31 protein-coding genes and 1 pseudogene are annotated in these 26,527 nt (G+C 42.4%); 8 read left to right on the plus strand and 24 right to left on the minus strand.

What is annotated here, in order from left to right; translation table 11 throughout:
• The first annotated feature begins 3 nt into the window (after nt 1–3).
• Nucleotides 4–666: a GntR family transcriptional regulator gene (locus U2H13_RS19935; protein ID WP_072176773.1), complete on the plus strand. Its 663-nt coding sequence runs from the start codon at nt 4–6 to the stop codon at nt 664–666.
• 77 nt (nt 667–743) lie between these two features.
• On the opposite strand, the gene U2H13_RS19940 is transcribed toward U2H13_RS19935, so the two are convergent.
• From U2H13_RS19940 to U2H13_RS19970, 7 genes are all read right to left on the minus strand, one after another.
• Nucleotides 744–1,253 carry a DinB family protein gene (locus U2H13_RS19940; protein WP_029973034.1) on the minus strand — a complete coding sequence of 170 codons (510 nt, stop codon included), beginning with the start codon at nt 1,251–1,253 and terminating at the stop codon, nt 744–746.
• Between the two features lie 50 nt (nt 1,254–1,303).
• Nucleotides 1,304–2,521, minus strand: coding sequence for an MFS transporter (locus tag U2H13_RS19945; protein WP_053285275.1), 1,218 nt, complete (start codon nt 2,519–2,521; stop codon nt 1,304–1,306).
• 331 nt (nt 2,522–2,852) lie between these two features.
• Complete coding sequence (locus U2H13_RS19950) at nt 2,853–3,221, minus strand: DUF1304 domain-containing protein (RefSeq protein WP_021494608.1); 369 nt, start codon at nt 3,219–3,221, stop codon at nt 2,853–2,855.
• A 30-nt stretch (nt 3,222–3,251) separates the two neighbouring features.
• A complete protein-coding gene (locus tag U2H13_RS19955; RefSeq protein WP_014419365.1) occupies nt 3,252–3,890 on the minus strand; it encodes a nitroreductase family protein in 639 nt (212 codons plus the stop codon).
• Between the two features lie 13 nt (nt 3,891–3,903).
• Nucleotides 3,904–4,365, minus strand: coding sequence for a MarR family winged helix-turn-helix transcriptional regulator (locus tag U2H13_RS19960; protein WP_014722085.1), 462 nt, complete (start codon nt 4,363–4,365; stop codon nt 3,904–3,906).
• Between the two features lie 111 nt (nt 4,366–4,476).
• On the minus strand, nt 4,477–5,355 hold the full coding sequence (locus tag U2H13_RS19965) for a YitT family protein (protein WP_015418633.1): 879 nt from the start codon (nt 5,353–5,355) through the stop codon (nt 4,477–4,479).
• 168 nt (nt 5,356–5,523) lie between these two features.
• The gene (locus U2H13_RS19970; protein ID WP_007615031.1) at nt 5,524–5,976 is read right to left on the minus strand and encodes a MarR family winged helix-turn-helix transcriptional regulator; all 453 of its coding nucleotides are present in this window, start codon (nt 5,974–5,976) and stop codon (nt 5,524–5,526) included.
• A 121-nt stretch (nt 5,977–6,097) separates the two neighbouring features.
• Here U2H13_RS19970 and U2H13_RS19975 point away from each other — a divergent pair, with 121 nt between their 5' ends.
• On the plus strand, nt 6,098–6,529 hold the full coding sequence (locus U2H13_RS19975) for a GNAT family N-acetyltransferase (protein ID WP_061861715.1): 432 nt from the start codon (nt 6,098–6,100) through the stop codon (nt 6,527–6,529).
• Between the two features lie 335 nt (nt 6,530–6,864).
• Nucleotides 6,865–7,731, plus strand: a complete 867-nt coding sequence (locus U2H13_RS19980; protein WP_029973039.1) for a DUF1259 domain-containing protein — start codon at nt 6,865–6,867, stop codon at nt 7,729–7,731.
• 246 nt (nt 7,732–7,977) lie between these two features.
• Here the strand turns inward: U2H13_RS19980 and U2H13_RS19985 are convergent, their stop codons facing one another.
• The 3 genes from U2H13_RS19985 to U2H13_RS19995 are packed head-to-tail and all read right to left on the minus strand — an operon-like array spanning nt 7,978 to nt 9,523.
• Nucleotides 7,978–8,625, minus strand: coding sequence for an HAD family hydrolase (locus tag U2H13_RS19985; RefSeq protein WP_014419369.1), 648 nt, complete (start codon nt 8,623–8,625; stop codon nt 7,978–7,980).
• Nucleotides 8,626–8,627: 2 nt separating this feature from the next.
• Nucleotides 8,628–9,056, minus strand: coding sequence for an NUDIX domain-containing protein (locus U2H13_RS19990; RefSeq protein ID WP_014419370.1), 429 nt, complete (start codon nt 9,054–9,056; stop codon nt 8,628–8,630).
• Nucleotides 9,057–9,070: 14 nt separating this feature from the next.
• Nucleotides 9,071–9,523, minus strand: coding sequence for a hypothetical protein (locus tag U2H13_RS19995; RefSeq protein WP_215522480.1), 453 nt, complete (start codon nt 9,521–9,523; stop codon nt 9,071–9,073).
• Between the two features lie 304 nt (nt 9,524–9,827).
• Here U2H13_RS19995 and U2H13_RS20000 point away from each other — a divergent pair, with 304 nt between their 5' ends.
• The gene (locus U2H13_RS20000) at nt 9,828–10,373 is read left to right on the plus strand and encodes a hypothetical protein (RefSeq protein ID WP_215522482.1); all 546 of its coding nucleotides are present in this window, start codon (nt 9,828–9,830) and stop codon (nt 10,371–10,373) included.
• 128 nt (nt 10,374–10,501) lie between these two features.
• Here the strand turns inward: U2H13_RS20000 and U2H13_RS20005 are convergent, their stop codons facing one another.
• The 3 genes from U2H13_RS20005 to U2H13_RS20015 form a co-directional block, all read right to left on the minus strand.
• Nucleotides 10,502–10,960 carry a hypothetical protein gene (locus U2H13_RS20005; RefSeq protein ID WP_014419373.1) on the minus strand — a complete coding sequence of 153 codons (459 nt, stop codon included), beginning with the start codon at nt 10,958–10,960 and terminating at the stop codon, nt 10,502–10,504.
• Between the two features lie 62 nt (nt 10,961–11,022).
• Nucleotides 11,023–11,808, minus strand: a complete 786-nt coding sequence (locus U2H13_RS20010; RefSeq protein ID WP_014419374.1) for an SAR2788 family putative toxin — start codon at nt 11,806–11,808, stop codon at nt 11,023–11,025.
• 14 nt (nt 11,809–11,822) lie between these two features.
• The gene (locus U2H13_RS20015; RefSeq protein ID WP_224988719.1) at nt 11,823–12,632 is read right to left on the minus strand and encodes a S8 family peptidase; all 810 of its coding nucleotides are present in this window, start codon (nt 12,630–12,632) and stop codon (nt 11,823–11,825) included.
• A gap of 568 nt (nt 12,633–13,200) precedes the next feature.
• Here U2H13_RS20015 and U2H13_RS20020 point away from each other — a divergent pair.
• Nucleotides 13,201–13,342: pseudogene (locus U2H13_RS20020) on the plus strand (DUF255 domain-containing protein); the annotation flags it as partial.
• A 42-nt stretch (nt 13,343–13,384) separates the two neighbouring features.
• Here U2H13_RS20020 and U2H13_RS20025 read toward each other — a convergent pair.
• Complete coding sequence (locus U2H13_RS20025; protein WP_014419376.1) at nt 13,385–14,833, minus strand: PLP-dependent aminotransferase family protein; 1,449 nt, start codon at nt 14,831–14,833, stop codon at nt 13,385–13,387.
• A 128-nt stretch (nt 14,834–14,961) separates the two neighbouring features.
• Between U2H13_RS20025 and U2H13_RS20030 the strand changes: the two genes are divergently transcribed.
• Nucleotides 14,962–15,873, plus strand: coding sequence for a DMT family transporter (locus tag U2H13_RS20030; RefSeq protein WP_376700609.1), 912 nt, complete (start codon nt 14,962–14,964; stop codon nt 15,871–15,873).
• A gap of 149 nt (nt 15,874–16,022) precedes the next feature.
• Nucleotides 16,023–18,092, plus strand: a complete 2,070-nt coding sequence (locus U2H13_RS20035; RefSeq protein WP_022554055.1) for a thioredoxin domain-containing protein — start codon at nt 16,023–16,025, stop codon at nt 18,090–18,092.
• Here U2H13_RS20035 and U2H13_RS20040 read toward each other — a convergent pair.
• Nucleotides 18,089–18,985, minus strand: coding sequence for a CPBP family intramembrane glutamic endopeptidase (locus U2H13_RS20040; RefSeq protein WP_017418443.1), 897 nt, complete (start codon nt 18,983–18,985; stop codon nt 18,089–18,091). The genes U2H13_RS20035 and U2H13_RS20040 overlap by 4 nt on opposite strands.
• A gap of 214 nt (nt 18,986–19,199) precedes the next feature.
• On the opposite strand from U2H13_RS20040, the gene U2H13_RS20045 reads away from it, so the two are divergent.
• Nucleotides 19,200–20,531, plus strand: a complete 1,332-nt coding sequence (locus U2H13_RS20045) for an MFS transporter (protein ID WP_094296145.1) — start codon at nt 19,200–19,202, stop codon at nt 20,529–20,531.
• A 31-nt stretch (nt 20,532–20,562) separates the two neighbouring features.
• Here U2H13_RS20045 and U2H13_RS20050 read toward each other — a convergent pair whose 3' ends face one another.
• The 9 genes from U2H13_RS20050 to ychF all read right to left on the minus strand — a co-directional run bounded on the left by U2H13_RS20050 (nt 20,563) and on the right by ychF (nt 26,421).
• Complete coding sequence (locus U2H13_RS20050; protein WP_094296144.1) at nt 20,563–20,943, minus strand: VOC family protein; 381 nt, start codon at nt 20,941–20,943, stop codon at nt 20,563–20,565.
• Nucleotides 20,944–20,998: 55 nt separating this feature from the next.
• A complete protein-coding gene (locus U2H13_RS20055) occupies nt 20,999–21,937 on the minus strand; it encodes a LacI family DNA-binding transcriptional regulator (RefSeq protein ID WP_025650114.1) in 939 nt (312 codons plus the stop codon).
• Nucleotides 21,938–21,999: 62 nt separating this feature from the next.
• Nucleotides 22,000–22,758: an exodeoxyribonuclease III gene (xth, locus tag U2H13_RS20060; protein ID WP_025650115.1), complete on the minus strand. Its 759-nt coding sequence runs from the start codon at nt 22,756–22,758 to the stop codon at nt 22,000–22,002.
• A complete protein-coding gene (locus tag U2H13_RS20065) occupies nt 22,755–23,312 on the minus strand; it encodes a methylated-DNA--[protein]-cysteine S-methyltransferase (RefSeq protein WP_017418439.1) in 558 nt (185 codons plus the stop codon). Before U2H13_RS20065 ends, xth begins: the two co-directional genes overlap by 4 nt.
• Nucleotides 23,309–23,890 (minus strand): bifunctional transcriptional activator/DNA repair enzyme AdaA, encoded by a 582-nt coding sequence (locus U2H13_RS20070; protein ID WP_017418438.1) that lies wholly within the window; start codon nt 23,888–23,890, stop codon nt 23,309–23,311. Before U2H13_RS20070 ends, U2H13_RS20065 begins: the two co-directional genes overlap by 4 nt.
• Nucleotides 23,891–24,080: 190 nt before the next feature.
• On the minus strand, nt 24,081–24,320 hold the full coding sequence (gene rpsR, locus U2H13_RS20075) for a 30S ribosomal protein S18 (RefSeq protein ID WP_004392983.1): 240 nt from the start codon (nt 24,318–24,320) through the stop codon (nt 24,081–24,083).
• Between the two features lie 43 nt (nt 24,321–24,363).
• The gene (gene ssbA / locus U2H13_RS20080; protein WP_004392979.1) at nt 24,364–24,882 is read right to left on the minus strand and encodes a single-stranded DNA-binding protein SsbA; all 519 of its coding nucleotides are present in this window, start codon (nt 24,880–24,882) and stop codon (nt 24,364–24,366) included.
• 39 nt (nt 24,883–24,921) lie between these two features.
• Nucleotides 24,922–25,209 carry a 30S ribosomal protein S6 gene (gene rpsF / locus U2H13_RS20085; RefSeq protein ID WP_004392977.1) on the minus strand — a complete coding sequence of 96 codons (288 nt, stop codon included), beginning with the start codon at nt 25,207–25,209 and terminating at the stop codon, nt 24,922–24,924.
• 111 nt (nt 25,210–25,320) lie between these two features.
• Nucleotides 25,321–26,421 carry a redox-regulated ATPase YchF gene (gene ychF, locus U2H13_RS20090; RefSeq protein ID WP_004392975.1) on the minus strand — a complete coding sequence of 367 codons (1,101 nt, stop codon included), beginning with the start codon at nt 26,419–26,421 and terminating at the stop codon, nt 25,321–25,323.
• Between the last annotated feature and the right edge of the window lie 106 nt (nt 26,422–26,527).

The raw sequence follows: 26,527 nt of genomic DNA on the forward strand, positions 1-26,527 counted from the left end.
CCATTGGATAATCAAAACAAAGAACCTGTGCTGAAAAGAACCATCATGCGGGACGAAGTGTATCGCACACTCAGAAACTGGATCATAACGGGCAAGCTCAAACCGGAAACAAAGTTAAAGGACAAGGATTTGTCGGAAACATTGGGAATCAGCCGCACCCCGATACGGGAAGCCTTATTGCGGCTGGAAGATGACGGCTTGGTGATAACAAAAGCGAACAGATGGACGCTTGTCGCTCCGATTGAGTTAAAAGAAGCGGAAAACTTGTATTCCATCGTCTGGACGCTTGAAAAACTCGCATTGCAGCAAGCTCTCCCGCATGTGGACGATGCCGTGATTCAGGAATTGAAACAGCTGAATGAAAATCTTCTTCAAATGATGAAAGACGGCGATAAACTGGCCATCCTGGAAGCGGACAATGCATTTCACCATCGCATCATTCTGCTTGCGGACAACGCCGAACTTCACAAATTGCTAGTAAGCCTGAAAGTCAAAATTCAGAGAATGGAAATCCGCTATTTCAGTGAAAACGGCGCTTTAAACAGATCATATAATGAACATTCTGATATCATTCACGCATTAGAACAGCAAGATGCCGCCGCTGCTTTTACAGCGCTTGAAGCGAATTGGAAAAACAGTTTAGAACGGCTGCAGAACATGGCATAGCAAACGAAAAAGCCAAATCACTCATATGATTTGGCTTTTTTACTGATATCACAAGACAGCCGCGTTGGCTGTCTTGTTTACTTTTTGTTTATATATAAATAAATACCGTAATCCGTCGGCACAGAAGCATACCCCATCTGTCTGAGCATGGCTGTTATATTCCCGCGATGATACGTTCCGTGGTTCACAACATGGAGGATCATATCGGCCGCTGCGGTTTTCATGATGTCACCTGACGGATGCTCTATTTCAAGGGGGAGACTGATATTTTCTTCCTTTTGCAAAAATAATTGATACCGGTCTGATAATTCCGAGAACATTTCTTCCAGCTCTTCTATCTCTTTAGACAAGATGTCCTCTTTTTGCTGTTCAGCTGATTTCAGCGTATCCTCCAGACGCTCTCCGGAGAACACATCAAACCACCCCTTATCCGACAGATACACATGAGTCAATACACCGGCTATCGACGGAAAGACACTTTGAATCTCCTTACGATACACATCCTCCGGAAGCTCTTTAAGCCGGGTGAATATTTGCTGATTTGCCCAAAGATGATAATCATACAATTGCAGTGCCAGATGTCCCACATTACCCTCTCCTCTCTCGATATAGAACATACGTTCCTAATTATACTACACTACATGCGGCTTTGTACCATCTTCTTCATTCGCAGCTGAGAAAATCCGATAAAAGCCGAAATTAATAAGAGGAGGCCTGCGCCAATATAAATAAACCGCACGCCGAATACATCCGAGATAACCCCCGTTCCGATAATGGAAAACATAAAAATGAACTGAACTAAAGCTGATCTCGCCGCTAATATATTGACCCGTGTCTTTTCGGTCGTGATGTTTTGAAGTAATGTTTCCTGCGTGAGATCTCGTAATACACAAGCCGGCCCCATACACAGCACCAGAAAAAGGGCCGTAACGGCGCTTGTGATCAACCCGTAAATAAACGTGAACATTCCATATGCCAACGCTCCCGTCAGCATAAGCGGAATGAGATGATGCTGAAACTTACCGGATAACTTATAGATGATCAGTCCGCCGATCATCGTCCCTGCATAATAGACTCCGTTGACATACCCCCACCAAGCCTCTCCTTTATGAAGGACGTCATGCACATAAGTTAAGGACACAGACCCGATCCATATCATGCCTGCCCACGATTCGATCACATCCATCACAATGAGAACCCTGAGCTGTTTTTGCTGAAATAAATACACCCAGCCGCTTGCCGCATCTGCAAAAAGGGAACGTTCCCTGACTGCTGCCGGCGCACACATGCGTACTTGAAGAAACAGAATGATGCCCAAAAGCGAAGAAACCAATAACATGACAGTGACGATCATTGTATCGCTCTCTCCCAAGAACGCTATGATGACGCCGCCGAGAGACCACCCCGCAAACTGAACGGTTTGATCCGCCGCAGATAATAAACCGTTCGCTTTCGCCCTTCGATCAGGAGGAATGATTTCCCCAATCAGCGCGCTTTTTATCGGAGCAAACCATCCGTTGCAAAAAGAAATGCCTCCGATCAGACAAAACAGCAGAAAAAAGAATGCGGATGAACCGGTTTGGATGACAAAAAACAAACAGACTAACAGTGTGATCTGTATCAATTGAGAACTGATTAACAAAGACCGAAGCGTGAACCGGCCGGTGACCAGCGGCAAAACGGCGCTGCCCAATACGCGACATACAATGCTGACGAACGTCATAAGAGAGGCCATCGCCGTCGAACCGGTTTTTGTAAACAAAAACAAGATGACAGCCATCGTATAAAGTGAGAACCCCAAGTTGATAGCGGTCTGGCTGTATAAAATAGCATAATACGCTCTCTTCATATTCATCCTCAGCAACCTCACTCCCTGATTATGTAAATCATACCATATTTGCCGATCAGCTTTTTTTAAAAAACAGATTGACATGGAGTCGGAGCGGCAGCTGATTTGACGTTTGGATCAACTGAAAATTGACATGAAGATATATGTGTTGAAACGAGCTGATCACATCCGGAACCATACTCATTCCAAGCGACTGCAAAATTGCGCCACTGTCTGAAAATAATGAATCTGATGCCAATCCATACGTCATCCGATCTATAGTGATACATATCAGGAATGATTTTCAACACAGAATAAAAAAAGAGGGCTCCCATTCCGGAAGCCCTCACTCCGTCTGCTACGCCGCTAAAAGAAAAATAAGCGCTAAAACAGCCGGAAGTCCTTGTTTTACGATAATTGATTTGTTTGAAGTAAAGCCTCCGAAAATGGCCGCGATGACCACACAGATGACGAAAAACATTTGAATCATATGGCCCATCGGATCAGCTCCGAGGATCAGCCCCCAAATGAGGCCGGCAGCCAGAAATCCATTATACAGACCTTGATTTGCAAACATGACCGCTACATTCCGGTCACCTTCTAAATGCTTCGGCAATTTGAAGGACCGCTTAGCTGCCTTCGAATTGATAAAAAACATTTCAAGTATCATGATAAATATATGTTCTAAAGCTACAATTCCGACGAAAACAGCCGCAATTATGTCCACTGTCCCTCTCCTCTCAGCTTCACCTCAAACTTATTTCCATTGTGCGATTGTTTCGATAGGAAGACGGTAGGAAGCATATCCTTCGTCTGCCGCTTTTCCGATTGATAACAGCATGACCGGTACATAACGCTCTTTATCCATTCCGAAAACCTCGGCGATCTTTTCTTTATCGTAGCCGCCGATCGGATTTGTGTCATAGCCGTGCGCGCGTGCCGTAAGCATCAGCTGCATGGAAACGAGTCCTCCGTCAATCAGAATCGTTTCACGGTTCACTTGCTCCGGAAGTTTTTCAAAGTGCGCCGTCAACGCAGCGATTTGTCTGTCTTTTACTTCCTGCGGCATGTAGCCCAGTTCGACCGCTTTCGAATAAATTTCTTCTAAATAGTCATCATTGTTCATATCTGCGAAAACCGCGATCACCGCAGATGATGTGCTGACTTGTGTTTGGTTAAAGCTGGCAAGCGGCGCGAGTTTTTCTTTTCCTTCAGGGCTGTCAATGACGAGAAAACGCCACGGCTGCGCGTTAACTGAAGACGGTGCTGTCGTTGCTTCTTCCAGGATTTGAGTCATTTCTTCTTTGCTGATTTTAACAGCCGGATCGTAATTCCGAATGGAACGGCGGCCTTTCATAATGTCCATAAAATCGTTTGTTTTCAGTTCTGTTTTCATGTGTAATACACTCCTATGCTTTCATATTTTCTATATTATTCTGCATCTGCGACAATACGTTTTTTAACATACTGCGTTCTTCCTCGCTGACACCGGCAAGCATTTCCTTTATGAAACGCTCCTTCTCCTTTTTGGAAGCCTCAATTCTCTCCCGCCCCTGATCAGTAAGCCGGACAAGTATAATTCGGTTGTCCTCGGGCTTCCGCCTTCTTGTGACCATTTCTTTGGCTTCAAGCTGTTTCAAGTGTCTTGTCACGGCTGCGCCATCAATATTCACCTTTTTCTGAAGATCGCTTTGGCTGATCTCGTCGACGTAAAAAAGCACGGCGAGAAGCTCAAGGCGGGATTGGCTGATTCCGGTGCACGCTTCAAATTTCGTGCCGATCACTTTGTGCAGTGATTGGAGCTGATATAAAATCTCGCCTTCCTCTGAACAACATGCTGTCAAAACCCATCCCCACTTTCTTTTGCGCAATTAATTGACTAGTCAATGTTTGATATATCAACAATATACAGCCGCCATTCTTTTTTTGCAAGTTTTTTCTCCTTTTTTAAAAAAAGCTGCCGGTTAACGGCAGCTCTCTACTTAATGATTATGGACTTTTCTGAAATTACTGCCTTTTACTTCTGCGACATCATATACCGTCACAAAGGCTTGTTTATCAATGTCATTAATAATTTCCTTCAGTTTGGTTTCTTCCAAACGGTTGATGACACATGTGATTTCTTTGAATTTTTCATGAGAAAAACCGCCGTATGCTTCTTTATAAGTGGCGCTCCGGCCTAATTCCTCACGAATGGTCTCTACCATTAATGCAGGCTCATTGGTGATAATCTGAAATGTTTTAGAACCGCTTAAGCCTTCCTCAACCACATGAATCACCTTAGATGCAATGTAGTAAGCAATGACGGAAAGCAATGCGCCTTGCAGCCCGAATACAAAAGAAACAAAAATAAACACAAACATGTTTAAAAATAAAATGAGGTCGCTCGTGCCAAACGGCAATTTCCGTGACAGAAGCACAGCCAGCATATCAATTCCATCTAAGGCGCCGCCGTTGCGCAATGCCAATCCCATTCCAAAGCCGAGAATAATCCCGCCGACAACGGTGATTAACAGGGTGTCTCCCTCGATGATAGCCGGCGTGTGGTGGAAAAAGCTCGTGCCCGCGGCAAGTGAGACAATACCGATAATTGATAGAAACGCAAAACCTTTCCCGATTTGCTTATATCCTAACCAGACAAACGGTATATTGATCACCGCAATTAAGATCCCAAGAGGCAAATGAAACAGCTGTGAACCGACAATGCTGAGTCCGGTTACACCGCCGTCAGATACACTATTCGGAATCAATACGGTTTCCAGTCCATACGCGGCAATAATTCCGCCGATGATGACCATGATGGCCCGTACGATTGATTTCACTCTGAATTTCTTACGTCTTTGTTTTTCGATTGTACTCATATCATTCCCCGCTTCAATTATTTTTTCTTATTTAAATATACCATAATTGATACTTTTCGTTAAAAATAAGCCTATCGGCTATGTTGAAGCAGGAACCGAGGAAGGAGATTTCACAGATAACGTATCCATTTATGACTTTAATCATTCACCAAAAGGAATTAATAACCATCAATAATCTCTTTTATTCCCCTTCTTCACATATTCCCAATCATGTTCTATATTTTTTCTCACCCGCTGAAGAAGGCTGAAAATGGTTTCTTTTTCCTCAGATGTAAAGCCGGACAGGGCTACCTCCGCAGAATGCTCTCCTTCTCTTTGCAATAACGGATAAACCTTTCTCCCTTTTTCAGTCGGGAACAGTTTTTTTATTTTTTTATTTTGATCATCAGGACGCTTTTCAATAAACCCTTGTATTTCCAATTTTTTGATTGCCCTCGCCGCTGTTGTTCGGTCAACTTTAATCATTTCCGCCACTTTTTCCTGTATCACTCCCGGGTTTTCACATATACGCACAAGATAGAGATACTGCCCTTTTGTTAAGTCTAATTCCTTAAATTCAATATTGCTGATGGAATCCAATGCCCGTGCGATCATGCCGATTTCCCGCAAAATATCAGTCATATCTTTTTCAAACCCTTCATGTTTTTGTTGCATTTGCAATATAATTGTTTTATCGTTACTTCTATAAGAACACAAGCAAGCCGTGCAGTCCAGACTAACATGTGAAAAGGATTGGTTGATCATGCAGATAAAAAGGATAACAACGGAAATTGATTTACAAGCAGCGCTTGAGATTAGAAAAGCAGTATTCATTGAGGAACAGCAAGTACCTGAATCCGATGAATTTGACCAGTTCGATACGCTTGAGGATCAGTGCGGGCATGTCTTGGTTTATCATGAAAATCAGCCTGCCGGCACAGGACGCGTCCGCATCGTAAACCATACAGGCAAGCTCGAACGAATCTGCATCCTGAAGCCTTACCGCAAATACGGGTTGGGCAAAGTCATCATAAGCGAATTAGAAAACATGGTAAAAGAAAAAGGCATCACCCAATGTAAACTGCATGGACAAACACATGCGGAAGGCTTTTATCACAAACTAGGCTATCAGACAGATTCACCGGAATTTATGGAAGACGGCATCCCGCATGTCTTGATGACAAAAGAGCTGTGAGCTGTCACTGAATGAGCAGCCAAACGGCTGTATGAATTATTTACCGAAAGCCTTGTATAAAGGCTTTTTTTCTTAGCCTGAACGCCTTAAAAAAATCAAACCCAGGATAAAACTACCAATTTATAGTGTTTTCATTTCTTAAATAGTCCGATCAAAAGCTTTTAATCTATTAAAAATTAACAGTTAAAGAGATTATAAAAAGGGAATGAAATCCTGAATTATGCAAGAAAGGCTGATTCTCTCTAATATGGACTGCTGACGCGTTACATTCTTTCTATCTTCACATATCTTTAATACTAAGTACGTTATAAATAGATTCCAGGAGGAGATATGAAGTGGAAGAAACGAGTATGGAGCCATCACGGCTCTGCAAAGAATTTGCTAGAATTCTCAATTCAACGCCCAGTGTCGTAAATGGCGTATGTACGGCGACAAGATTTCGAAGCAACATTCATCCGGTGGTACTCGGAAGAAGAGCCGAGGCATTTCCTTTTATTCCTCAGGCCTTTTCATTTGAAAGCATGGATCGGGAAGGCAGAGCTTTATGTTTAGGTGAGACTGTTTTACTGCAAGAAGAAGTGAACCCGTTAATGAGTGAGCTGCGCAAATTCGGTATCATCGTAACTGCCGTTCATAACCATTGGCTGTTTGATAAACCGCGTCTGATGTTTATGCATTTTGAATCAATTGATAAACCTCTCAATTTTGCAAGAAAAGTGAGAGAGGCCCTGAGAGTTCTGACTACTAAAACTGTGCGTGCGGTACCAAAAACTGACGGGGAAATGATTGAACGGCTTGGTCTTTGTGACGAATTCAACGATATTCTAGGCGGAACCATGCATACGTTTGAAAATGGAATTTGTACAGTAATGAGATCCCGAACGAATATAAAACCAGTAGTGCTGGGACGGCCCGGAAGATCATTTTTGCTCATTCCGCAAATGTTTTCATTTGAATCAATGACAAAAGACGGCCGTGCTCTTTGCAGCGGAGAAACTGTAATTCTGCAAAAAGAAATCAATCCATTTATCAGCGTCCTTCGGAAACATGATCTGACTGTAACGTCACTTCACAATCACTGGCTGTTTGATAAACCGAGACTGATGTATATTCATTTCGAATCGATTGATAAACCTGTCAACTTCGCCTTAAAAGTGAGAGATGCTTTAAGAGTGCTTACTGATAAAGAGGTCAAAGCTTAGCATGTTTTGAAGTATCAAAAAGCGATTAAAATAATCGCTTTTACATATGATCAACCGAAAACAAAAAAGATTTACTCTTCAAAAACCAAGCCTATGTGCCTCTAGGAAAGACATAACCATACAGATTGAAGTTTGAATAAAACAAGGAGAGCAGAGGTTAGCCTTTTTTTTATATTTGGCATCTTAACTTAAGAAAAGCCGCTTTGTCGGCGGCTTTTTTATCCTGAATCCTTTAATGTGAGAATGTTAAAAAGCAGCGGAATAGTTTTTGTCTTGCAGAATCCGAAGAAGTTGATGGGGTTCTTTTACAAAGTATGTCGGTGAAGCTGCAGATAAGTGTGTAAGATTCCCCTCTCCCCATAATGCGCCCGCACTTTTCATATCAGCAGCATGAGCTGCCTCAATATCTGTCATTTGATCTCCAATATATAAACAATCGCTTATATCTGCATGTAAGTGATTTATCGCTGTTAGTAATGGCTTAGGACTCGGTTTGTACTCATCACAATCTTCAGCCGTGAGAACGACTTTAAAAAACCCATCTAATTTATTATTGATTAACTCGCCATAAGCAAATTTTTTCAATTGTGAGGTCACAATCCCCAAACCATATCCTCTTTCACTTAAACTTTCCAGCAAAGAGATAACACCCGGATACGGTCTGATTTGATGGATTTTATTTTCGAAATACTGCAATATCGAGGAACGTATTTGCTCTGCCTCGTTTGGAAATCTTCTCAAAAAAACCGCAATAGGCTTACCGACAAGAGACTCTCTCTCTTCATTCGTTAATTTTCTCTTTAATACTGTTTCAATTCCATGATTATAAGCCTCTTTTGCCAACCATTCACTATTTACCAAGGTTCCATCTAAATCGAATAAAATTGTATGCATTTTTATTTTCTCTGACTTTCAAATTTATTAAGATAACTCTCTAAAGCATTTTTAGTAGTTAACGTTAAGGGATCAGGCAAATTTTGAAGAGAAAACCAGCCAACATCAATTATTGCATTTAACTCGCAGTTTCTTACAGTCCCAGTTTGAATACTGCATTGATACGTCGGACATACCCAATGAGTCTCCTCATCATGTAAAATATGGTTTGTGACACAAAGTAAAGAATCAACCTGAATAGTGACCCCTACTTCCTCTTTTATTTCACGGATAACTGTATCTTCTGCCTTTTCCATCCACTCAACTTTACCGCCGGGTATACTCCAATGATTAGCTTCGGGGTCCTTCTTTCGTAAAACTAATAGTAATTCCTGTTCCTCATTCAGAATAAATGCTCCGACTCCCACTCTTGGGTGCTCTGTTTTTTCCACTGTTAGTCCTCCTTTTAGACAGTAGATGTCAGCTCCTTATCGCAAGGTTTTTTACCATTAAGAATATCTCTTGCAATAACGATTCCAGTAGTCGCTGCTTGAATAATTCCGCGTGCCCATCCAATGGCATCTCCGGCAACATAGAATCCAGGTACATTGGTACGAAGACCCTCTTCTGCTTGAACACAATCCCAGCATAGTTCCCATACCGGAGCGTGCAGTAAGGTATCACCATTAATAAGGTCTTCAGATAATAAAGACAAATGATTTAAAAATTCCTCCACTGCTTCTGTTACATATTGAGGAAGAACCCAATGCAGATTTGTTGGCGCTGCATCCGGCAGAGTAGATTTAATGCTATTCTGCTTCAATTTTTCTTCAATTGTTGGTATTCTGGCAACGAAATCTTCATAACGCTGGAATTGGTCAAACGGTATACTTAATTTTCCGGATACATATATAATCAACTTGAAAGAACGTTAGAAATAGTCGAAGAAAAAGCTGCAGCTGTAAACATACAATCTAAATGGACATTGATGGAGTATGCGTCGGCAATATAACAATTAAATTAATTCAATTCGGTTCCTCTTTCCCTAAAGAAAAACTTGTGCCTAAAAATCAGTCACATCATCCATCTTCAGCCTCCAAACATTATCAAGCCTTGATGAGGCAAGCAAACACGGAGTATCATAGTTAGACACAACAAAAAAGATCTCATTATCCAAAGTCAGATTGAGTATTTTAGTTGTATAAAATAAAGGAGGAAATAGATTGACTTTACATCATTTTATTGGGGCTGACAAAGAACTTCCTATTGGTGAGTATGGCAGGAATCCTACACTTAAGCCCATTTCCGAACTAGAAATAAAAGGAATTGATGTCAACAAACGCTCTCAATTTAAAAAAAATCGAAAGAACAGCGAAAATTCACTTGTAAAGGTTTATGACACAGAGGAAGATGCATACGGAATTGATATTGTTCATTTAGATCCTGAATATGAAGCAGTCAGAAACAAATTCACACATCCTTATATATATGAATTACAAGGGTACTTACACGCCAACAATACACCTGGCCAACGTAAATCTATTAAATCACTTTTTCTTTTCATCGAAAAACACTTGTCAAAAGGTGAATCAGTTGAAATATATTCCTGCTTAGATGGATATGAAGATGAAGATAAAGATGAAAGTATGGATATAGTTATCAATTTAAATACTTTACAATTTGGAAAACATATAAAGTTTAAAGATATAAATCACCTTAGTCATATATTCTATTTGGAAGATAAACAATATGTATTAGTCAAGAAATAAACAAGAAAAATCCCAATTGAATAATGTTAGTTTAATAAGTAAGGAAACCATTCTATACGGTTTCCTTACTTATATATATTATTATTCACTAAAAACCATGCAACTCTTTTATAAAAAGTTGAATGATTTTAATCCCATTTTTCAAAATGCACTTTTAATCCTGGTATACTCAATATTCTTTGTATTTCTTTATCATCTTCAGTATCGATATAACTTTCTTCTTCATGAGAGCATGTTACCAACCACTCCTTTCCATCTTTGAAAAAAGACAAGTCTTCTGGTAAATGTGGCTGCTCCCAAGCATATAAAGAATTTGCGGATTCTTTCAGAATGTTTTTTGCGTTTTCATCTGTATAATAGTAATAAACTTTTGCTTTTTGATTGTCTCCTAGAATAGTACTGGCCCATTCTGATTGCTCTTTCATTACTTTCAACGAACTTTCAAGTTTTTTTAACAGAGGATCGAATGATTTTAAAGATCCCATATCTTTTCTTAAAACTAAATGAAATTCGTCGCAAATTTCGAAAGCCAAATCAATTAACTCTGAATACAGCTGATCCTTTGGGTTGTGATCAATAATTAACATAGTTACCTCCTTCTCCTATCTTTTAATTACTTTAAAGTTAGATGTTTATAAATTAATCTATATTATCTTGCTGCACCATAGAAAGCATGAGCTTTCATACGGACACCTTTTCCATGTTTATACCTAGAGATCGAGTGATAATGATAATGTTTACCTTTACCCTTTTTATCTATCTCCGGACCAACTATTTTTTTAATCGGACTTGCGGCTTTAGCAATAGATTTGGCATTGTTCTTCGACGTAGACCAAGTGTCATCACCCCTTTTAAGGCGTGCAATTGCAGCAGGTCTTTTCAAACCATTACCGATAAATAATCCTTTAGACTTTCTTACTGCCATATAATGAGAATAGGTTCTTTTACGCTTCTTAAACTCAGAATAGGCAACATAAGTCACTCCTGAAATAGTCACAGCTAATCCAATTGAAATTAAATGCGCTAAAAGTGCCTCTCCAATAACTATTCCTATAGGTATAAACCAAACAAAAGAAGCTGTTACCTCATCTGAATTAATCTCATATTTTTTATTTGTTTCCGTATCAGTAAAAGTTGCTTCTATCTTCTCATTTGTAGCATTTTCAATATTAACTTTATATTCTTTACCTTTTTCACCAGTCTTCTGCGAAATTTCATCGGTTATTAATGAAAGTTTCATATTTTCTTTATCTAAAGTCATTAAACCTTTAACTCCGCCTTTTTCCGCTGTGATTACTAATTTCTCTTCATCGTTTGTTACAATTTGGTAATCCTTATTGTTTAAAGCCTCAGCTTTTGATTCATTATGTAAAATAAAAGTGAAAGTTAATACTAGGCTTAAAATAACTGCAATACTCTTTTTAAAACATTTCATTCAAATTAACCCCTTTACTTAAAAGATAAAAAACCTTTTCCATAAATTTCATCTCTTCCTTTCTTTCCAAGATCGATGGACAATTTGGACAATACATGGTTAACCTGATTATAAATATCCTCTTTTGAATTAATTCCGAATTTATCTCTATTTTGTAAAATTAATGATATTACACCGGTAACATGTGCAGCTGCTAAAGATGTACCACTTTCAGTTTTATATCCATTATTGAGGGATAGTATCGGTATATCTACACCAGGTGCAGAAAAGTCAATCTTTCCTTTAGGTGAAAAGTTAGCTATTTTATTATTTCTATCTACAGCATTAATAGAGAGAACTTTTTCATAAGCTGCTGGATAATCAACATCTCCGCCATAATTGTTACCTGCGGCCGCAACGATTATGATCCCACTGTTTACTGCTTTATCAATTGCACCTCTTAACAACGGTTTATCTTTGGATAATCCAAAACTCAAATTTATTACCTGAATATTATTATCAATACACCACTCTATAGCTTTAACAAGGTTATCTAATGAACCTTTTCCTTTTGAATTTAGTACTTTAACTGAATATATTTCAGTGTCTGGAGCAATTCCAACTAATCCAAAACTATTATCTTTAGCTGCTATAATGCCTGCAATAGCAGTTCCATGCCCCACATCATCATCTGAGGTTAAAGTCATGTTTATTGGATTAAATTCTCCTTTAACTTTCCCTTTTAAATCTTTATGCTCTTTATCAATACCACTGTCTAATATAGCAACTTTCACTTTCTGTTTCTCTCTTGAAGTCCATATTGAAGCAGCATTGATTTTTTTCACCCCCCACGGTACTTCTTGTACACGGTTATGATTAATTTTTTCTGTTCCATTTCTCTCTATATGCTTAAAAATGAATAAAAAGCACGCAAAAAAACCTAATGTAAAGATTAATATAAATAATAAAATATGAGGTTTTTTAATTGCTAACACCACTTTTTGAAGATTTGAAAATATTCTCATCCTTGGCCAAGAATAACAAAACTATTATATCAATCTACAATTAAAAATCAAAGTTTTTTTAGGAAATATTTCATTGATACATTGCAGTTATAAAGTAGTGTATTTCTTAGTCACTATAAAGAAAATTGACCTTCAAATACATATTTAAAACAAATCTCAATAACTGGCATATTAACTTAAATAATTTTGAAGACTTCTGCTAGTGACGGTTTTAAAGATAATCTTTCTCTTACGGTTCTTTGAATATCAAGTTCTCCTCATTATTTTTAAACCAGTACCCCAACCGTAGTCAGCGAACAATTCGCCATTTAACTTAATCGAATTTGATCACCGGAGTTTTCTCTTTTTATCTCGAAAACTTCCCAGGATCATGAAAGCAGGTGAGCCCATGCCAATTAACAACAAACCCAATAGATTAATCGATGAGATGTCTCCATTTACTCCAACACGCCCACACCCCCGTAAACTGGCACCCGTGGGGAGAAGAAGCATTTGAAAAAGCGAAACGCGAAAACAAGCCGATTCTTGTCATTGATAGCATGTCTCTTTCTATTAAAGTAATCATTATATATTTATCTGCTTGCCAATTCCTTAATCATCAAACCCAATTCATAAATTCCCTTTTGAAGGTCTTCAAGAGATGCATAAGCATATGATAAGCGAATATAGTTCCCTTTTTCTTGAGCATAGATACTGCCGAGATTGAGAAGTATCCCTTTTGTCAAAGCTTTTGTATAAAGTAATTTCATAGATAGTGAAGGCAATATTTTTACCCAGACAAAGAATCCTCCCTTCGGCATATTCCATGTAGCGACATTCTTCAAATTGGTTTCTAAGAGACTCATGACCAATTGTCTTCTCACCTTTAATTGACTTCTCACCTGTTCTAGATGCTGCTGGTATTCACCGGATGTAAACCACTCTGCCGCTACTCTCTGGGATAACGAACTGGAGCCGTAATCTGTTTGCATTTTTATGTCGGATAAACGTTCAATCACTGGTTCCGGCCCGACGATCCATCCAATTCTTAAGCCGGGGCTTAATGTCTTAGATAAACTTCCTATGTAAAGCACATGTCCATTTTTATCTATTGTTTTAATAGGATCTGGAGGAATTTCATCTATCCATAACTCACGATAAATATCATCTTCAATAATGGGAAGCTGTGCATTCTCACTTGCCGCAAGGATTTCTTCTCGCCTCTTTTTTGACATTAAAATACCTGTCGGATTATGAAAACAAGGATTTGTATATAAAATAGCCCTCCCCCGTTCCCCCCTTGCCATGTGGATATGTTCCGGCAAAAGTCCATCATTATCCATAGGAACTCCAGTCAGCTTCATACCGGCTGATTGAAATACGTGTAATGAATAAAGATAGGACGGCTGGTCAAGATAAACGGTCGATCCCCTTTGCAAAAGCCCCATTGATATCAGCTGCAAGGCCTGCAGTGCGCCCGAAACAATAAGAATGGAAGAAGATGAAGCTTGAATGCCGATTGTTCTTAAATAGCCGCTTAATGCCTCTCTCAAAGGCAAATATCCTTTTGGTTCCTCATACCCGAATGCCTCTATGTTTTGAGATACCTTTCCCATCATCTTTTTCATAGCAGCTAAAGGAAAAATCTCATGTGAAAGTTCTCCTTTACTGAGCTGTATAAGATCGGAATTTGATTCTGATTTATTGATCTCTTGAACAATTTTTTGGCTTGGCTGCTGGATTCCGGAGGTTACATACTGATCCCAATCGGGGGCGGAATTCTTAGCCAAAAGTGTCCATGTATTGTTCGTAACAACTGTCCCTTTGCCCATTCTGCCTTCGATTAATCCATCCGCCGTCAATTCCTCTAAAGCTGTAATGACTGTGCTCCTGTTCACCTCAAAGTGTTTGGCAAGCGTGCGCTGGCTTGGAATCTTACTTCCAATCGGCCATTCTCCATTTCCTATTTTCTCTTTTATAAATTGAATGATTTGTATGTACTTAGGAAGCTTTTTCATCTTTTTTTCTTCTGGAGCGCTCATAAAAAGTATCCTCCTTAAAGTGGTTGGGTCAAAATCTATTTAACTGGTTGAAGTCATATCATCAAATCTTTATTAATATAGAAACACATTAAATAACTGGTTGGTTTTTGTAAAGAGGAGTGAGAAAGATGCGAAAGAAAACAGTTCGAATCGGTATATCTTACAGTCTGATGATTGGGTTGTGGGCATCAGCTTTCCCGGGAATTCGCGCGGGTTTGGAGAGTTACACGCCGGAACACCTCGCTTTGTTTCGCTTGTTGATTGGGTCAATGGCACTGGTGGTTTTTGCTGTTTTGACTCATATGCGTTTACCTGACATGAAGGATATCCCTGCTATTTTATCTTTAGGATTTTTAGGTTTTGCACTATATCACATTTTGCTGAATATCGGAGAAAAAACCGTCAGCGCAGGGGTAGCAAGCTTACTCGTGACCATGACACCTATTTTTTCTGCAATGTTATCTCGTCTGTTTTTTGGTGAACAGTTTGGGCTTTATAAATGGATCGGCTCTATCATAAGTTTATTAGGTGTGTCGATCATTACATTTGGGGCAGGAAACTATACAAATTCAGTGAACGGCATTTTGTTAATCCTGCTGGCAGCTTTTTCGGAGAGTATTTATTTCGTTTTTCAAGCCCGCTATATAAAAAAATATGGATTTATTCCATTCGTTACATTCACTATTTGGGGCGGGACAATGCCTATGCTTGTATTTCTGCCTGGCTTAGGGGAAGAGTTTTTGAACGCTTCAATGAACTCAACATTGTCTATCGTTTACTTAGGTTTATTACCAACGGTTGTGCCTTACTTTGCACTTGCATATGTAACTTCACTCGTCGGTGTTTCAGAAGCAGCCATTTCACTTTATTTAACACCAGCCGTAGCCTTGGCCATTTCTTGGGTGTGGTTAGGTGAAGTACCTGCGTTTATTGCACTGACAGGCGGGATGGTTACAGTCGCCGGGGTGTGTTTCACTTATCTAACAGTAAATAAAGTGATAAAGATTTTAAATCCTTATTTCTTATCTAAAAAGCAATAAGGTAGATGAAGTTTAACCCTGAAAATAGAGTCATAAGCAGTTCTCCTTTTTAATGACTTGGGTGTGGTTCACAAAGTTGAGTGTATGAATTTTTTTAGAGGATTGTGGTATGTTAAACGTACAAATAATAAGAGAAAGCAGGTGAGCCCATGCCAAACAATAGTAAACCCAACAGTCTAATCACGGAGAAGTCCCCCTATCTGCTCCAACACGCCCATAATCCCGTAAACTGGCACCCTTGGGGAGAAGAAGCCTTTGAAAAAGCGAAACGCGAAAACAAGCCGGTTCTGGTCAGCATCGGTTATTCGACGTGTCACTGGTGCCACGTAATGGCTCACGAGTCCTTTGAGGACGAAGAGATCGCCCGTATTCTAAACGATAAATTCATAGCCATCAAGGTTGATCGTGAAGAGCGGCCTGATGTGGATTCCGTGTATATGAGAATCTGCCAGCTGATGACGGGGCAGGGCGGGTGGCCGCTGAACGTGTTCGTCACACCAGATCAAAAGCCGTTTTATGCGGGGACGTATTTTCCGAAGACGAGCAAATATAACCGTCCGGGCTTTATCGATGTGCTTGAACATCTGTCCGAAACGTTTGCGAATGACCGGCAGCATGTCGAGGATATCGCCGAAAACGCCGCCGCTCATCTTGAAGTTAAGGTTCACCCGGCTGAGGGCATGCTTGGCGAACAGGCGGTTCATGACACGTATCGCCAGCTGGCCGGCGGGTTTGATACGGTGTACGGCGGGTTCGGCCAGGCTCCGAAATTTCCGATGCCGCATATGCTCATGTTTCTGCTTCGCTACTACAGCTATACGGGCAAGGAACAGGCTTTGGCCGGTGTAACCAAGACACTCGACGGCATGGCGAACGGCGGGATTTTTGACCACATCGGGTTCGGATTCGCCCGCTACTCGACTGATAATGAATGGCTCGTGCCGCATTTTGAGAAAATGCTGTATGACAACGCCCTTCTCCTGACCGCATATACAGAAGCCTACCAAGTCACGGGTAATGAGCGCTACAAACAGATTGCGATGCAGATCGTAACGTTTATTCAGCGGGAAATGATGCATGAAGACGGCAGCTTTTTCTCAGCTTTAGACGCTGATACCGAAGGCCGTGAGGGGAAATATTACATATGGTCCAAAAAAGAAATCATGAACCTTCTCGGTGATGAACTCGGCCCGCTTTACTGCAAGGTGTATAACATCACAGACCAAGGCAATTTTGAAGGCGAAAACATCCCGCACCTCATTTTCACGCGGCGTGAGGCCATCCTAGAAGAGACCGGCCTCACAGAACATGAGCTGGCCGAACGCCTTGAAGAGGCAAGAACAAAATTGCTGGAGGCCCGTGAAAACAGAAGCTATCCGCATACAGATGACAAAGTGCTGACCTCATGGAACGCGCTCATGATTGCCGGGCTGGCAAAGGCCGCAAAGGTATTTCACGAGCCTGACTTTCTCAGCATGGCGGAAACAGCGATCCGCTTTCTCGAACGGCACCTCATGCCGGACGGGCGCGTCATGGTCCGCTATCGCGAGGGCGAAGTGAAAAACAAAGGGTTTATCGATGATTACGCTTTTCTCATCTGGGCTTACCTTGAACTGTATGAAGCGGGTTTTCATCCGTCTTATCTGCAGAAAGCGAAAACGTTATGTACAAGCATGCTGGAGCTGTTCTGGGATGAACGGCACGGAGGCTTCTTCTTTACGGGGAATGATGCCGAAACCCTTCTTGTCAGGGAAAAAGAGGTTTATGACGGGGCAGTGCCTTCCGGAAACAGCGCGGCTGCCGTACAGCTGCTTCGTCTCGGCCGCTTGACGGGTGACATATCACTGATTGAAAAAGCCGAAGCGATGTTTTCCGTGTTCAAACGGGAAATAGAGGCCTATCCGAGCAGCAACGCTTTCTTCATGCAAAGCGTACTGGCACATACAATGCCCCAAAAAGAAATCGTTGTTTTCGGAAGGAAAGATGACCCGGACAGAAAACGTTTCATTGAGGCGCTTCAGGAGCATTTCACTCCCGCCTATACGATTCTCGCCGCAGAACATCCGGAAGAGCTTGCCGGCATTTCTGACTTTGCCGCGGATTATCAAATAATCGATGGGAAGACAACGGTCTACATTTGCGAGAATTTCGCCTGCCGGAGGCCGACGACAGATATTGATGAAGCAATGAACACCTTACAAATCAGCAGCAGAGCCTAGGCGGCCTGCTGCTTTTCTTTTTTCACAAAACGGAACGCGAGCCATGCAAAGATGATATTGATCACCAGAGTCGATATGCAATCATATATTTCATAGCCGCCGGCTGCTGTTGTAAATATCGACGGAATGCCGCCATACACCGAATGATCCTCTGTGAGAAAGATAAATAAAAACATATTATTGGCAGCGTGACCGCCAAGGGACATCTCCAGACTGCCCGTTTTAATCGTGATAAAGGTCCAGATCATGCCAATGGTGACATATCCGATTCCCGCCCAGAGAGCTCCATTTTCCATCTCCGGATTTCCGAAATGAAGTGCGCCGAATAATCCGCCGATAATGACTGTCAGAACCACCGCGTTTGCCGTCAATTTTCCGGCGAACTGAAGCAGAAAACCGCGAAAGAGAAATTCCTCCGCAGAGGTTTGAATCGGCACCAACAAGACGGCCGCCGCTAACAGCAGCAGAAAACGTGAAGCATGGAATTCCTGAAGCATGAAACGATCCGGATGAATTGTAAAATCAATCAGCCCCGCGACAAACATCAACACAACATATGTGCCGAATCCAAAGAAAATTCTCTTCCAGTTCAGCGACTGATTCGGTGTGATGATGGATAAAAACCGCCGCTTCATAATGAAACGAACCGCTATCCAAATGCCCGGAATCGCTATGAAATAGACGATATGCTGTAAATAAATATCCGCCAGCGGGTCACTTAATGCCGCCTCATCCCAATTTATCGTCAGTGAAGGGTTGAAAGCGGACGTGAGAAACATATAAAACACGGTCAGTATGCTTCCAAAAAAGAACAAACCCACAATGACCAACAGAGAAAGAAGATATCTCGATACACTATTTCTTCCCTCTGCGGGCCGTACAAACGTATTCATATTTATGCATCAACTTCCTTTCCTTCAACATTTTACAATATAAACAGAAACAGATATAGGAAATGTTATATATTTTAAGAAGAAAGCGCTATGCCGTTTCCTTTGGCTCTGGTTATTTACACTCTGTTTTTGCCAAAAAAAGACCTTTATAATGTATTCGTCAGATAAATTTACAGTATTTTCTGATTACAATTGCAAAGTCAGGGGGTTTTTTATGAAACATCAGACATTCTCAAATGTAGCGAACCGATTAGACCGTCTCCCCATTTCGCGTGTGCACTATCAAGTATTAACCGCTCTCGGAATCATCTATTTTTTCGATCTCGCTGATCTGTTTACGCTCAGCAACGTGGCTCCGGCGCTGATTGAGCATTGGGGCGTGAAGCTGTCCACCATTGCCGACATTACGGCCGCATCCTTCCTGGGCATGTTTTTAGGCGCGTCCATCGGCGGAAGGCTGTCCGATCGGATCGGCAGGAAAAAAGCGCTGAATTGTTTTGTCCTTGTCTTTTCGATCTCATCTTTTCTGAATGCGCTGGCATGGGACATTCCGTCCTTAATGATTTTCCGCTTCTTGACCGGGCTCGGCGTCGCGGCCGCCATGATTGTGACGAACAGCTATTTGGCGGAATTTTTTCCATCCTCCGTACGGGGAAAATACATCTCCTTTTGCGCCATGATCGGACTGATCGGCGTTCCCGTCACAAACGTTGTTTCCGCTTTTGTCATTCCTTTAGGCTCATGGGGGTGGCGGCTCGTATTCGTATGGGGGGCGGCCGGTCTCATTTATTTCTTTTTTATCCGCCGGCTTGAGGAATCGCCGCGCTGGCACGAAAATCGGGGCGCATATAATCAGGCAAACACCATTATGAACCGTCTTGAAGCACGTATAGAGAAAGAAAAAGGCCCGCTTCCCGCGCCAAAAGAGGCGGCTGAAGTACATACAGTGAAGCACGCAGGCTACTTAGGGCTGTTTCAGGGCAGGAATTTAAAGATCACCATCATCCTGTCAGCGGTATGGATTCTTGAAACCTTTGGCTTTTACGGCTTTGCTTCATGGGTGCCCAGCCTGCTGAAAAGCAACGGCATCACCATGGAAAAAACGCTGTGGTACAATGTGCTTCACTCTGTCGGCGCGCCGCTTGGCGCATTGCTCGGTTCCATGATATCCGAGACGTTCCAAAGGAAATGGATTCTGGCCGCAAGCGCTTTTCTGACTGCCATTGCCGGACTGTTATACGGCATGACGTTTATTCCCGTCATGATTATTGTGTTTGGATTTGTCGTTAACGTCACGGAACGGATCTTCACCTCAAACTTATACGCCTATACTTCGGAGCCGTATCCTACGGAATATCGCTCGGCCGGGAGCGGGCTGGCGTACGGGCTCGGCCGTTTTTCCAACATATTCGGCTCCCTGCTCGTCGGATTTATTGCCGTTAAGCTCGGCTACATCAGCGTCTTTTTGTTCATCGGTGGCTGCTGGCTTCTATGTTCCGTTTTGTTAATCCTCTTCGGCCCGAAAACAAATGCTCAGCAAATTTAATCAAAAAAACAGTGCGGGTTCCCCCGCACTGTTACACTGTGATTTCTATCAAATTGCCTTCCCAATCCTCTATCACACTCTCATAATATCCGTCACCCGTTACGCGCGGGCCGCTTACAACCTGAAATCCGTCGTTTTTAAACGTCTCCGTCAATTCATTCACCCGCTCCTTGCTGCCTGTAGAAAATGCGAGATGCGCCCATCCGGTCATATTCTGTGACGGAGCTTCATCAATGCCGCCTTTTTTCATAAGTTCCAGCCTGCTTCCGGAGTCAAATGTCAGAAAATACGATTTGAAATCTTTTTTCTCATTATGATAAAGGTCATTGGCCTTGGCGCCGAAGTATGTCTCATAAAACTCTTTCATCCGTTCTAAATCTTTCACCCATATCGCTGCATGTTCAATTCGCATATGTCCGCCTCCTTTTTTTCTCAATCTAGTTATAAAGCATGAAACCCATTTCAGCTCAAGACTTTTTCCGCTGAAATTGATGCATAATTTGTTTTTTAGCTGTTTCTTCGTGAAAAAACAGCAAAAATGCTTCCTTTCCGACCCGTTCCAAATGAAGTTCCAGAGATGGAATATTCAATGCCCGGCTGACGCTCAGATTTCCCTCGCCGATGATCTCCGCGTCCCATTTCTGTTCTTTCGCAAACTGGTACAAGCCGGCAGCCACGTCATCACTGTGCGCATAAACGGCCGTCGGCGCCTTGTCGAAACCCCAGAAGTGCTCACCCGCCCGCTTTCCGTCGTCCATATCATGGCATCCGACCAGAATGCGGGTTTCATCAAGAGAGCCGAAAACCGCCTTATATGCGGTTACCTTGTCGGCCGTACTCGGGCTTTTTTCCGCTTCCCGCACACATGTAAAAGCAACGTCTTGATGTCCGCGGTTTTTCAAATACAAAAAGCTTTCTCTGTATGCTGCCTGCCTGTCATTATAAGCGCAGGGAATCTCTTGATGCTGTGTATATTCACAAGCGACAATGGGACCGTATTCCAGGTAAGGCACGGCGGTTTCCCATTCATTCGCGCGAGACGTGACAATCAGTCCGTCAATCTTTTTCATTTTCAGCAGTTCGAAATAGGTCATCTCTATAGCGGGGTCATAGTTGGTGGGGAGAAGGGTTGTCACGTAATCATGGGCAAACGCTTCCTTCGTGATACCGTTTACAATTTTGTCAAAGCAGGGATGGTCGCTGTACGGCAAAATCACGCCGATTGTATTGGTCTTTCCGCGAATCAGATCAATGGCGGTTCGATTAGGGGTATAATCCAGCTCCTTCATCACTTGATTCACAAGACGCCTTTTCTCCTCAGATACGTACGGGTGTCGGTTTAATACGCGTGATACGGTGGCCACCGACACATTCGCCAGTTTCGCAATCTCTTTTATATTTGCCATGTGCTCCTCCATTTTCGGTGATAAAAAAGCAGCAAGAGTGGATTTCTCTTACTGCTATCTCATCATAAATCCACTGTCATTTCAACAGGGCAATGGTCAGAACCCATGATATCGGCACAAATGGCCGCTTCGCTGATCCGCTGCTTCAGTCTGTCTGAAACAATAACGTAATCAAGCCGCCAGCCGATGTTTTTCTCACGTGCGTTCGTCCTGTAAGACCACCAGGAATAGGCGCCTTCCCGATCAGGATATAAATAGCGGAATGAGTCGGTAAATCCGGCGTTCAGCAGGGCGCTGAACGCTTCCCGCTCCTGATCCGAGAAACCGGCGTTCTTCCGGTTGGCTTTCGGATTTTTTAAGTCTATCTCCCTGTGTGCGACATTCAGATCGCCGCATAATATCACGGGCTTCTTCCGGTCAAGCTTCTGCAGATAATCCTTAAAATCGGCTTCCCATTGAAGACGGTAATCAATTCGCTCTAATCCGCGTTTGGCATTAGGCGTATAACAGTTGACGACAAACACATGCTCAAATTCAAGCGTGATCACCCGTCCTTCTTGATCATGGTCGTCAATCCCCAGTCCATAGAACACGTGCAGCGGCTTTTCTTTCGAAAAAACAGCCGTGCCTGAGTAGCCTTTTTTCACCGCATAGTTCCAATAGGCGTGATATCCTTCAGGCTGTAATGATACTTGTCCGTCCTGTACTTTTGTTTCTTGCAGACATAGAATATCGGCTTCCGTTTCCTGAACGTAAGTATTGATATCTATCTTTTTCATCACGGCACGCAAGCCGTTTACATTCCAAGAAATCAGTTTCATGTGTTCCCTCCTGTCCGGCTCAGCCGGTATTCCAGTGTTTCAATGTTTCCGCCCTCTAATGCCAGCAGCTGCTTTTTCATTTCTAAACCGCCTCTGAATCCGGTCAGTTTCCCGTTTTTCCCGATGACGCGATGGCACGGAACCGTAATCAATACCGGATTTTTTCCAATCGCGGCGCCCACGGCTCTTACGGCCGCCGGTTTCTGAATCATTTCTGCTATATCCGAATAGGAGTATGTCTCGCCGTACGGTATGTCCATAAGCGCTTTCCATACAGCAAGCTGAAATTCTGTCCCGTAAAGATCCACCGGCACTGAAAAAGCTGATCTGCCATTTTCAATGTACTCGGACAGCTCTGCCGTGTAAGACGCCAGCTTTTCATCATTACGTGCCAATCGGTATTGCGGTATTGCTTTTTTTGCCCACTGCTCAAGCTCTTCAAAGCTTCCATGATTTGACCCTATAAAGCAAAGCCCCTTAGATGTGGCGGCTGTATACAGGCTCCAATCATTCCGTGTGAAGAGTGTCCAATAGATCATAGGCTCTTTACTCATATTGAACCTCCCTGTCCCATTTTGGCCGTTTTTCTGTATTCTGTGGGCGAACTCCCGGTTCCCTTTTTAAAAAGGGTCGCGAAATGCGCTGTGTTTGGAATTCCGACAGTCAGAGCGATCTCCATGACTGTCATATCAGTATGCTTTAAAAGGTGTTCCGCCTTCGACAATCTTATTTTCTGTATATACGCAATCGGGGACATTCCCCTGATTTTTTTAAATGTCCGCTGTAAATGATAGGGGCTGCCGTGACACATTTCGGCCAGTACACTCAGAGTCAGGGATTCGTGATAATGGCGTTCAATGTATTCAATGATTTGAGCAATCCATTCTTCATCAGGAAGACGAAGACCGTTCGGCCGGCACCTTTTACAGGGACGAAAATGTCTCTCGAGCGCTGCATCAGCCGTATCAAACACCAGCACGTTTTCTTTATTCGGAACTCTCGATTTACAAGAAGGCCGGCAGAAAATCCCCGTCGTTTTTACTGCATAATAAAATACTCCGTCATAAGAAGCATCATTGCGTATGATTGCGCTCCACTTTTCATCAGTCAGGATATTTCTGTCTGTCTCCATCTCAGCCACCCCCTGTTTTTCAGTATAAACAAATTCATTGCATAAGTACGCGTTTTTGAATAGAGGAGCAAGATAACAAAGATAGGTGTCAGGAGCACTTCCATGTTTCATGTGAAACATTTCGGCAGGATGGAGGGGGACTGATATAAAAAAAGAGCAGGAGCCCGCAGGCTCTTGCTCTTTTTTCGGCTTACTCGCCAGTTACGTATGGAAGTAAAGCCATTTGACGTGCGCGTTTGATCGCGATAGTCAATTTACGTTGGTATTTCGCGTTTGTTCCAGTTACACGGCGAGGTAAGATTTTACCACGCTCAGAAACAAACTTTCTAAGAAGATCTACATCTTTGTAATCGATGTGCGTAATGCCGTTAGAAGTGAAGTAACAAACCTTACGGCGTTTCGCACGACCGCCTCTGCGTCCTCCTGCCATTGTCATTTCCCACCTTTCTCGTTATGAATATAGCGATAATCTATTAGAACGGAAGATCATCATCCGAGATGTCAATCGGCTTGCCGTCGTTGGCAAATGGATCATCATTAAAGCTGTTCCCTTGATTTCGTCTCTGGTTGTTCTGATTTCCGCCGAACGGATTATCATTTTGGCCTCCGCCAAAGTATTGGCCTCCGCCGCTGTTTCCTTCGTTGTATCCGCCTGATCCAGAACCGCCGCTGTTTTTAGGCTCAAGAAATTGAACACTTTCAGCTTGGACTTCTGTCACGAAGACACGCTGTCCCTGCTGATTTTCATAATTTCTTGTCTGGAGTCGGCCGTCTACGCCGGCAAGGCTTCCTTTTTTAAGAAAGTTTGCAACGTTTTCAGCTTGTCTTCTCCAAGTGACACAATTAATGAAATCGGCTTCACGTTCTCCGGACTGGTTCGTGAATGTACGATTCACAGCAAGAGTAAACGTGGCGACAGCCGCACCGCTTGGCGTATAACGAAGCTCTGGGTCTTTTGTCAGTCTTCCGACTAATACAACTCGGTTAAGCATATGAAAGACCACCTTTTAACATTATATATTTCAAATTGCTTATTCTTCTTCTTTAACAACGATGTGGCGAATGATATCGTCACTGATCTTAGCTAAACGGTCGAATTCAGCAACCGCTGCAGCTTCAGACTGAACGTTTAAGATTTGGTAGAAACCGTCACGGAAATCGTTGATTTCGTAAGCAAGACGACGTTTACCCCAATCTTTTGTTCCAGTGATCTCCGCTCCGTTAGAAGTCAATACGTTGTTGAAACGCTCGATAACTGCCTTCTTTGACTCTTCGTCAATGTTCGGACGGATAATGTACATAACTTCGTACTTTTTCATCTGTTTGCACCTCCTTTTGGTCTAAGCGGCCCTATAATGGGCAAGGAGCAATAATTCTATTACTCACAAGTTTATATTATACCAAAGCTCTTGTCCCTTTACAACTGTGTCCTATACATTAAATCGGAAATGAATGACATCTCCGTCTTGGACTACATATTCCTTACCTTCCAGACGCACTTTTCCGGCTTCTTTCGCTCCGGACATTCCGCCGCCTGCCAAAAGGTCTTCATAAGCAACCGTTTCAGCGCGGATAAAGCCGCGTTCAAAGTCAGTGTGGATGATACCCGCACACTCAGGAGCTTTCATGCCTTTTCTGAATGTCCATGCGCGCACTTCCTGTTCGCCCGCCGTAAAGTATGTCGCAAGACCGAGAAGAGAGTATGACGCTTTAATCAGCTGATCAAGACCTGACTCTTCGATGCCGAGCTCCTCAAGGAACATTTGCTTTTCTTCGCCTTCCAATTCAGCAATTTCAGACTCAATTTTCGCGCAGACGACGATAACCTCGGCGTTTTCACCCGCGGCGTACTCCCGGATTTTCGCAACATATTCATTATCTGAAGGATCAGCCACTTCATCCTCGCTTACATTTGCTACATAAAGCACGGGTTTTGACGTAAGCAAATGAAGCTGCTTCACAAGCTTTTGCTGTTCTTCCGTAAATTCAACGGAACGGGCAGGCTTTTCTTGTTCGAAAGCTTCTTTTAATTTAGACAGAATGTCAAATTCAAAAACCGCTTCTTTGTCTTTTTGCTTAGCAAGCTTGCTTACACGCGTGATGCGTTTTTCGACTGTCTCCATGTCGGCAAGAATCAATTCAAGGTTGATCGTTTCAATATCGTCAATCGGATCGACTTTCCCTGACACGTGCGTAATATTGTCATCAGCGAATGCCCGTACAACGTGACAGATCGCATCTACCTGACGGATATGAGAAAGAAACTTATTTCCGAGTCCTTCACCTTTAGATGCGCCTTTTACGATCCCCGCGATATCAGTGAATTCAAACGCAGTCGGCACCGTTTTTTTCGGGTTCACCAATTCAGTCAGCTTTTGCAGACGTTCATCCGGCACTTCCACGATTCCCACGTTCGGATCAATTGTACAGAACGGGTAGTTGGCTGATTCGGCACCAGCCTGGGTAATTGCATTAAATAACGTCGATTTTCCGACATTCGGCAAACCGACAATTCCAGCAGTTAAAGCCATTCTTTCATCTCCTCTATATCAAACCATCATCGTATAAACGTATTGTAACCTAGAGCAATTATAAGGAGGTTCATAGGAAAAGACAAGCTGAGAAAAAAGCATTTCC

Source organism: Bacillus sp. A1 (assembly GCF_042296235.1).
In the GTDB taxonomy this organism is placed as follows: Bacteria; Bacillota; Bacilli; order Bacillales; family Bacillaceae; genus Bacillus; species Bacillus velezensis.

Coding starts and splice junctions, on each gene's coding strand:
- U2H13_RS19945 (WP_053285275.1), bottom strand. CDS start 2,521: ATGAATATGAAGAGAGCGTATTATGCTATTTTATACAGCCAGACCGCT.
- U2H13_RS19955 (WP_014419365.1), bottom strand. CDS start 3,890: ATGAAAACAGAACTGAAAACAAACGATTTTATGGACATTATGAAAGGC.
- U2H13_RS19965 (WP_015418633.1), bottom strand. CDS start 5,355: ATGAGTACAATCGAAAAACAAAGACGTAAGAAATTCAGAGTGAAATCA.
- U2H13_RS19970 (WP_007615031.1), bottom strand. CDS start 5,976: ATGACTGATATTTTGCGGGAAATCGGCATGATCGCACGGGCATTGGAT.
- U2H13_RS19975 (WP_061861715.1), top strand. CDS start 6,098: ATGCAGATAAAAAGGATAACAACGGAAATTGATTTACAAGCAGCGCTT.
- U2H13_RS19985 (WP_014419369.1), bottom strand. CDS start 8,625: ATGCATACAATTTTATTCGATTTAGATGGAACCTTGGTAAATAGTGAA.
- U2H13_RS20005 (WP_014419373.1), bottom strand. CDS start 10,960: ATGTTAATTATTGATCACAACCCAAAGGATCAGCTGTATTCAGAGTTA.
- U2H13_RS20010 (WP_014419374.1), bottom strand. CDS start 11,808: ATGAAATGTTTTAAAAAGAGTATTGCAGTTATTTTAAGCCTAGTATTA.
- U2H13_RS20025 (WP_014419376.1), bottom strand. CDS start 14,833: ATGAGCGCTCCAGAAGAAAAAAAGATGAAAAAGCTTCCTAAGTACATA.
- U2H13_RS20030 (WP_376700609.1), top strand. CDS start 14,962: ATGCGAAAGAAAACAGTTCGAATCGGTATATCTTACAGTCTGATGATT.
- U2H13_RS20035 (WP_022554055.1), top strand. CDS start 16,023: ATGCCAAACAATAGTAAACCCAACAGTCTAATCACGGAGAAGTCCCCC.
- U2H13_RS20040 (WP_017418443.1), bottom strand. CDS start 18,985: ATGAATACGTTTGTACGGCCCGCAGAGGGAAGAAATAGTGTATCGAGA.
- U2H13_RS20045 (WP_094296145.1), top strand. CDS start 19,200: ATGAAACATCAGACATTCTCAAATGTAGCGAACCGATTAGACCGTCTC.
- U2H13_RS20050 (WP_094296144.1), bottom strand. CDS start 20,943: ATGCGAATTGAACATGCAGCGATATGGGTGAAAGATTTAGAACGGATG.
- U2H13_RS20055 (WP_025650114.1), bottom strand. CDS start 21,937: ATGGCAAATATAAAAGAGATTGCGAAACTGGCGAATGTGTCGGTGGCC.
- xth (WP_025650115.1), bottom strand. CDS start 22,758: ATGAAACTGATTTCTTGGAATGTAAACGGCTTGCGTGCCGTGATGAAA.
- U2H13_RS20065 (WP_017418439.1), bottom strand. CDS start 23,312: ATGAGTAAAGAGCCTATGATCTATTGGACACTCTTCACACGGAATGAT.
- U2H13_RS20070 (WP_017418438.1), bottom strand. CDS start 23,890: ATGGAGACAGACAGAAATATCCTGACTGATGAAAAGTGGAGCGCAATC.
- rpsR (WP_004392983.1), bottom strand. CDS start 24,320: ATGGCAGGAGGACGCAGAGGCGGTCGTGCGAAACGCCGTAAGGTTTGT.
- ssbA (WP_004392979.1), bottom strand. CDS start 24,882: ATGCTTAACCGAGTTGTATTAGTCGGAAGACTGACAAAAGACCCAGAG.
- rpsF (WP_004392977.1), bottom strand. CDS start 25,209: ATGAAAAAGTACGAAGTTATGTACATTATCCGTCCGAACATTGACGAA.
- ychF (WP_004392975.1), bottom strand. CDS start 26,421: ATGGCTTTAACTGCTGGAATTGTCGGTTTGCCGAATGTCGGAAAATCG.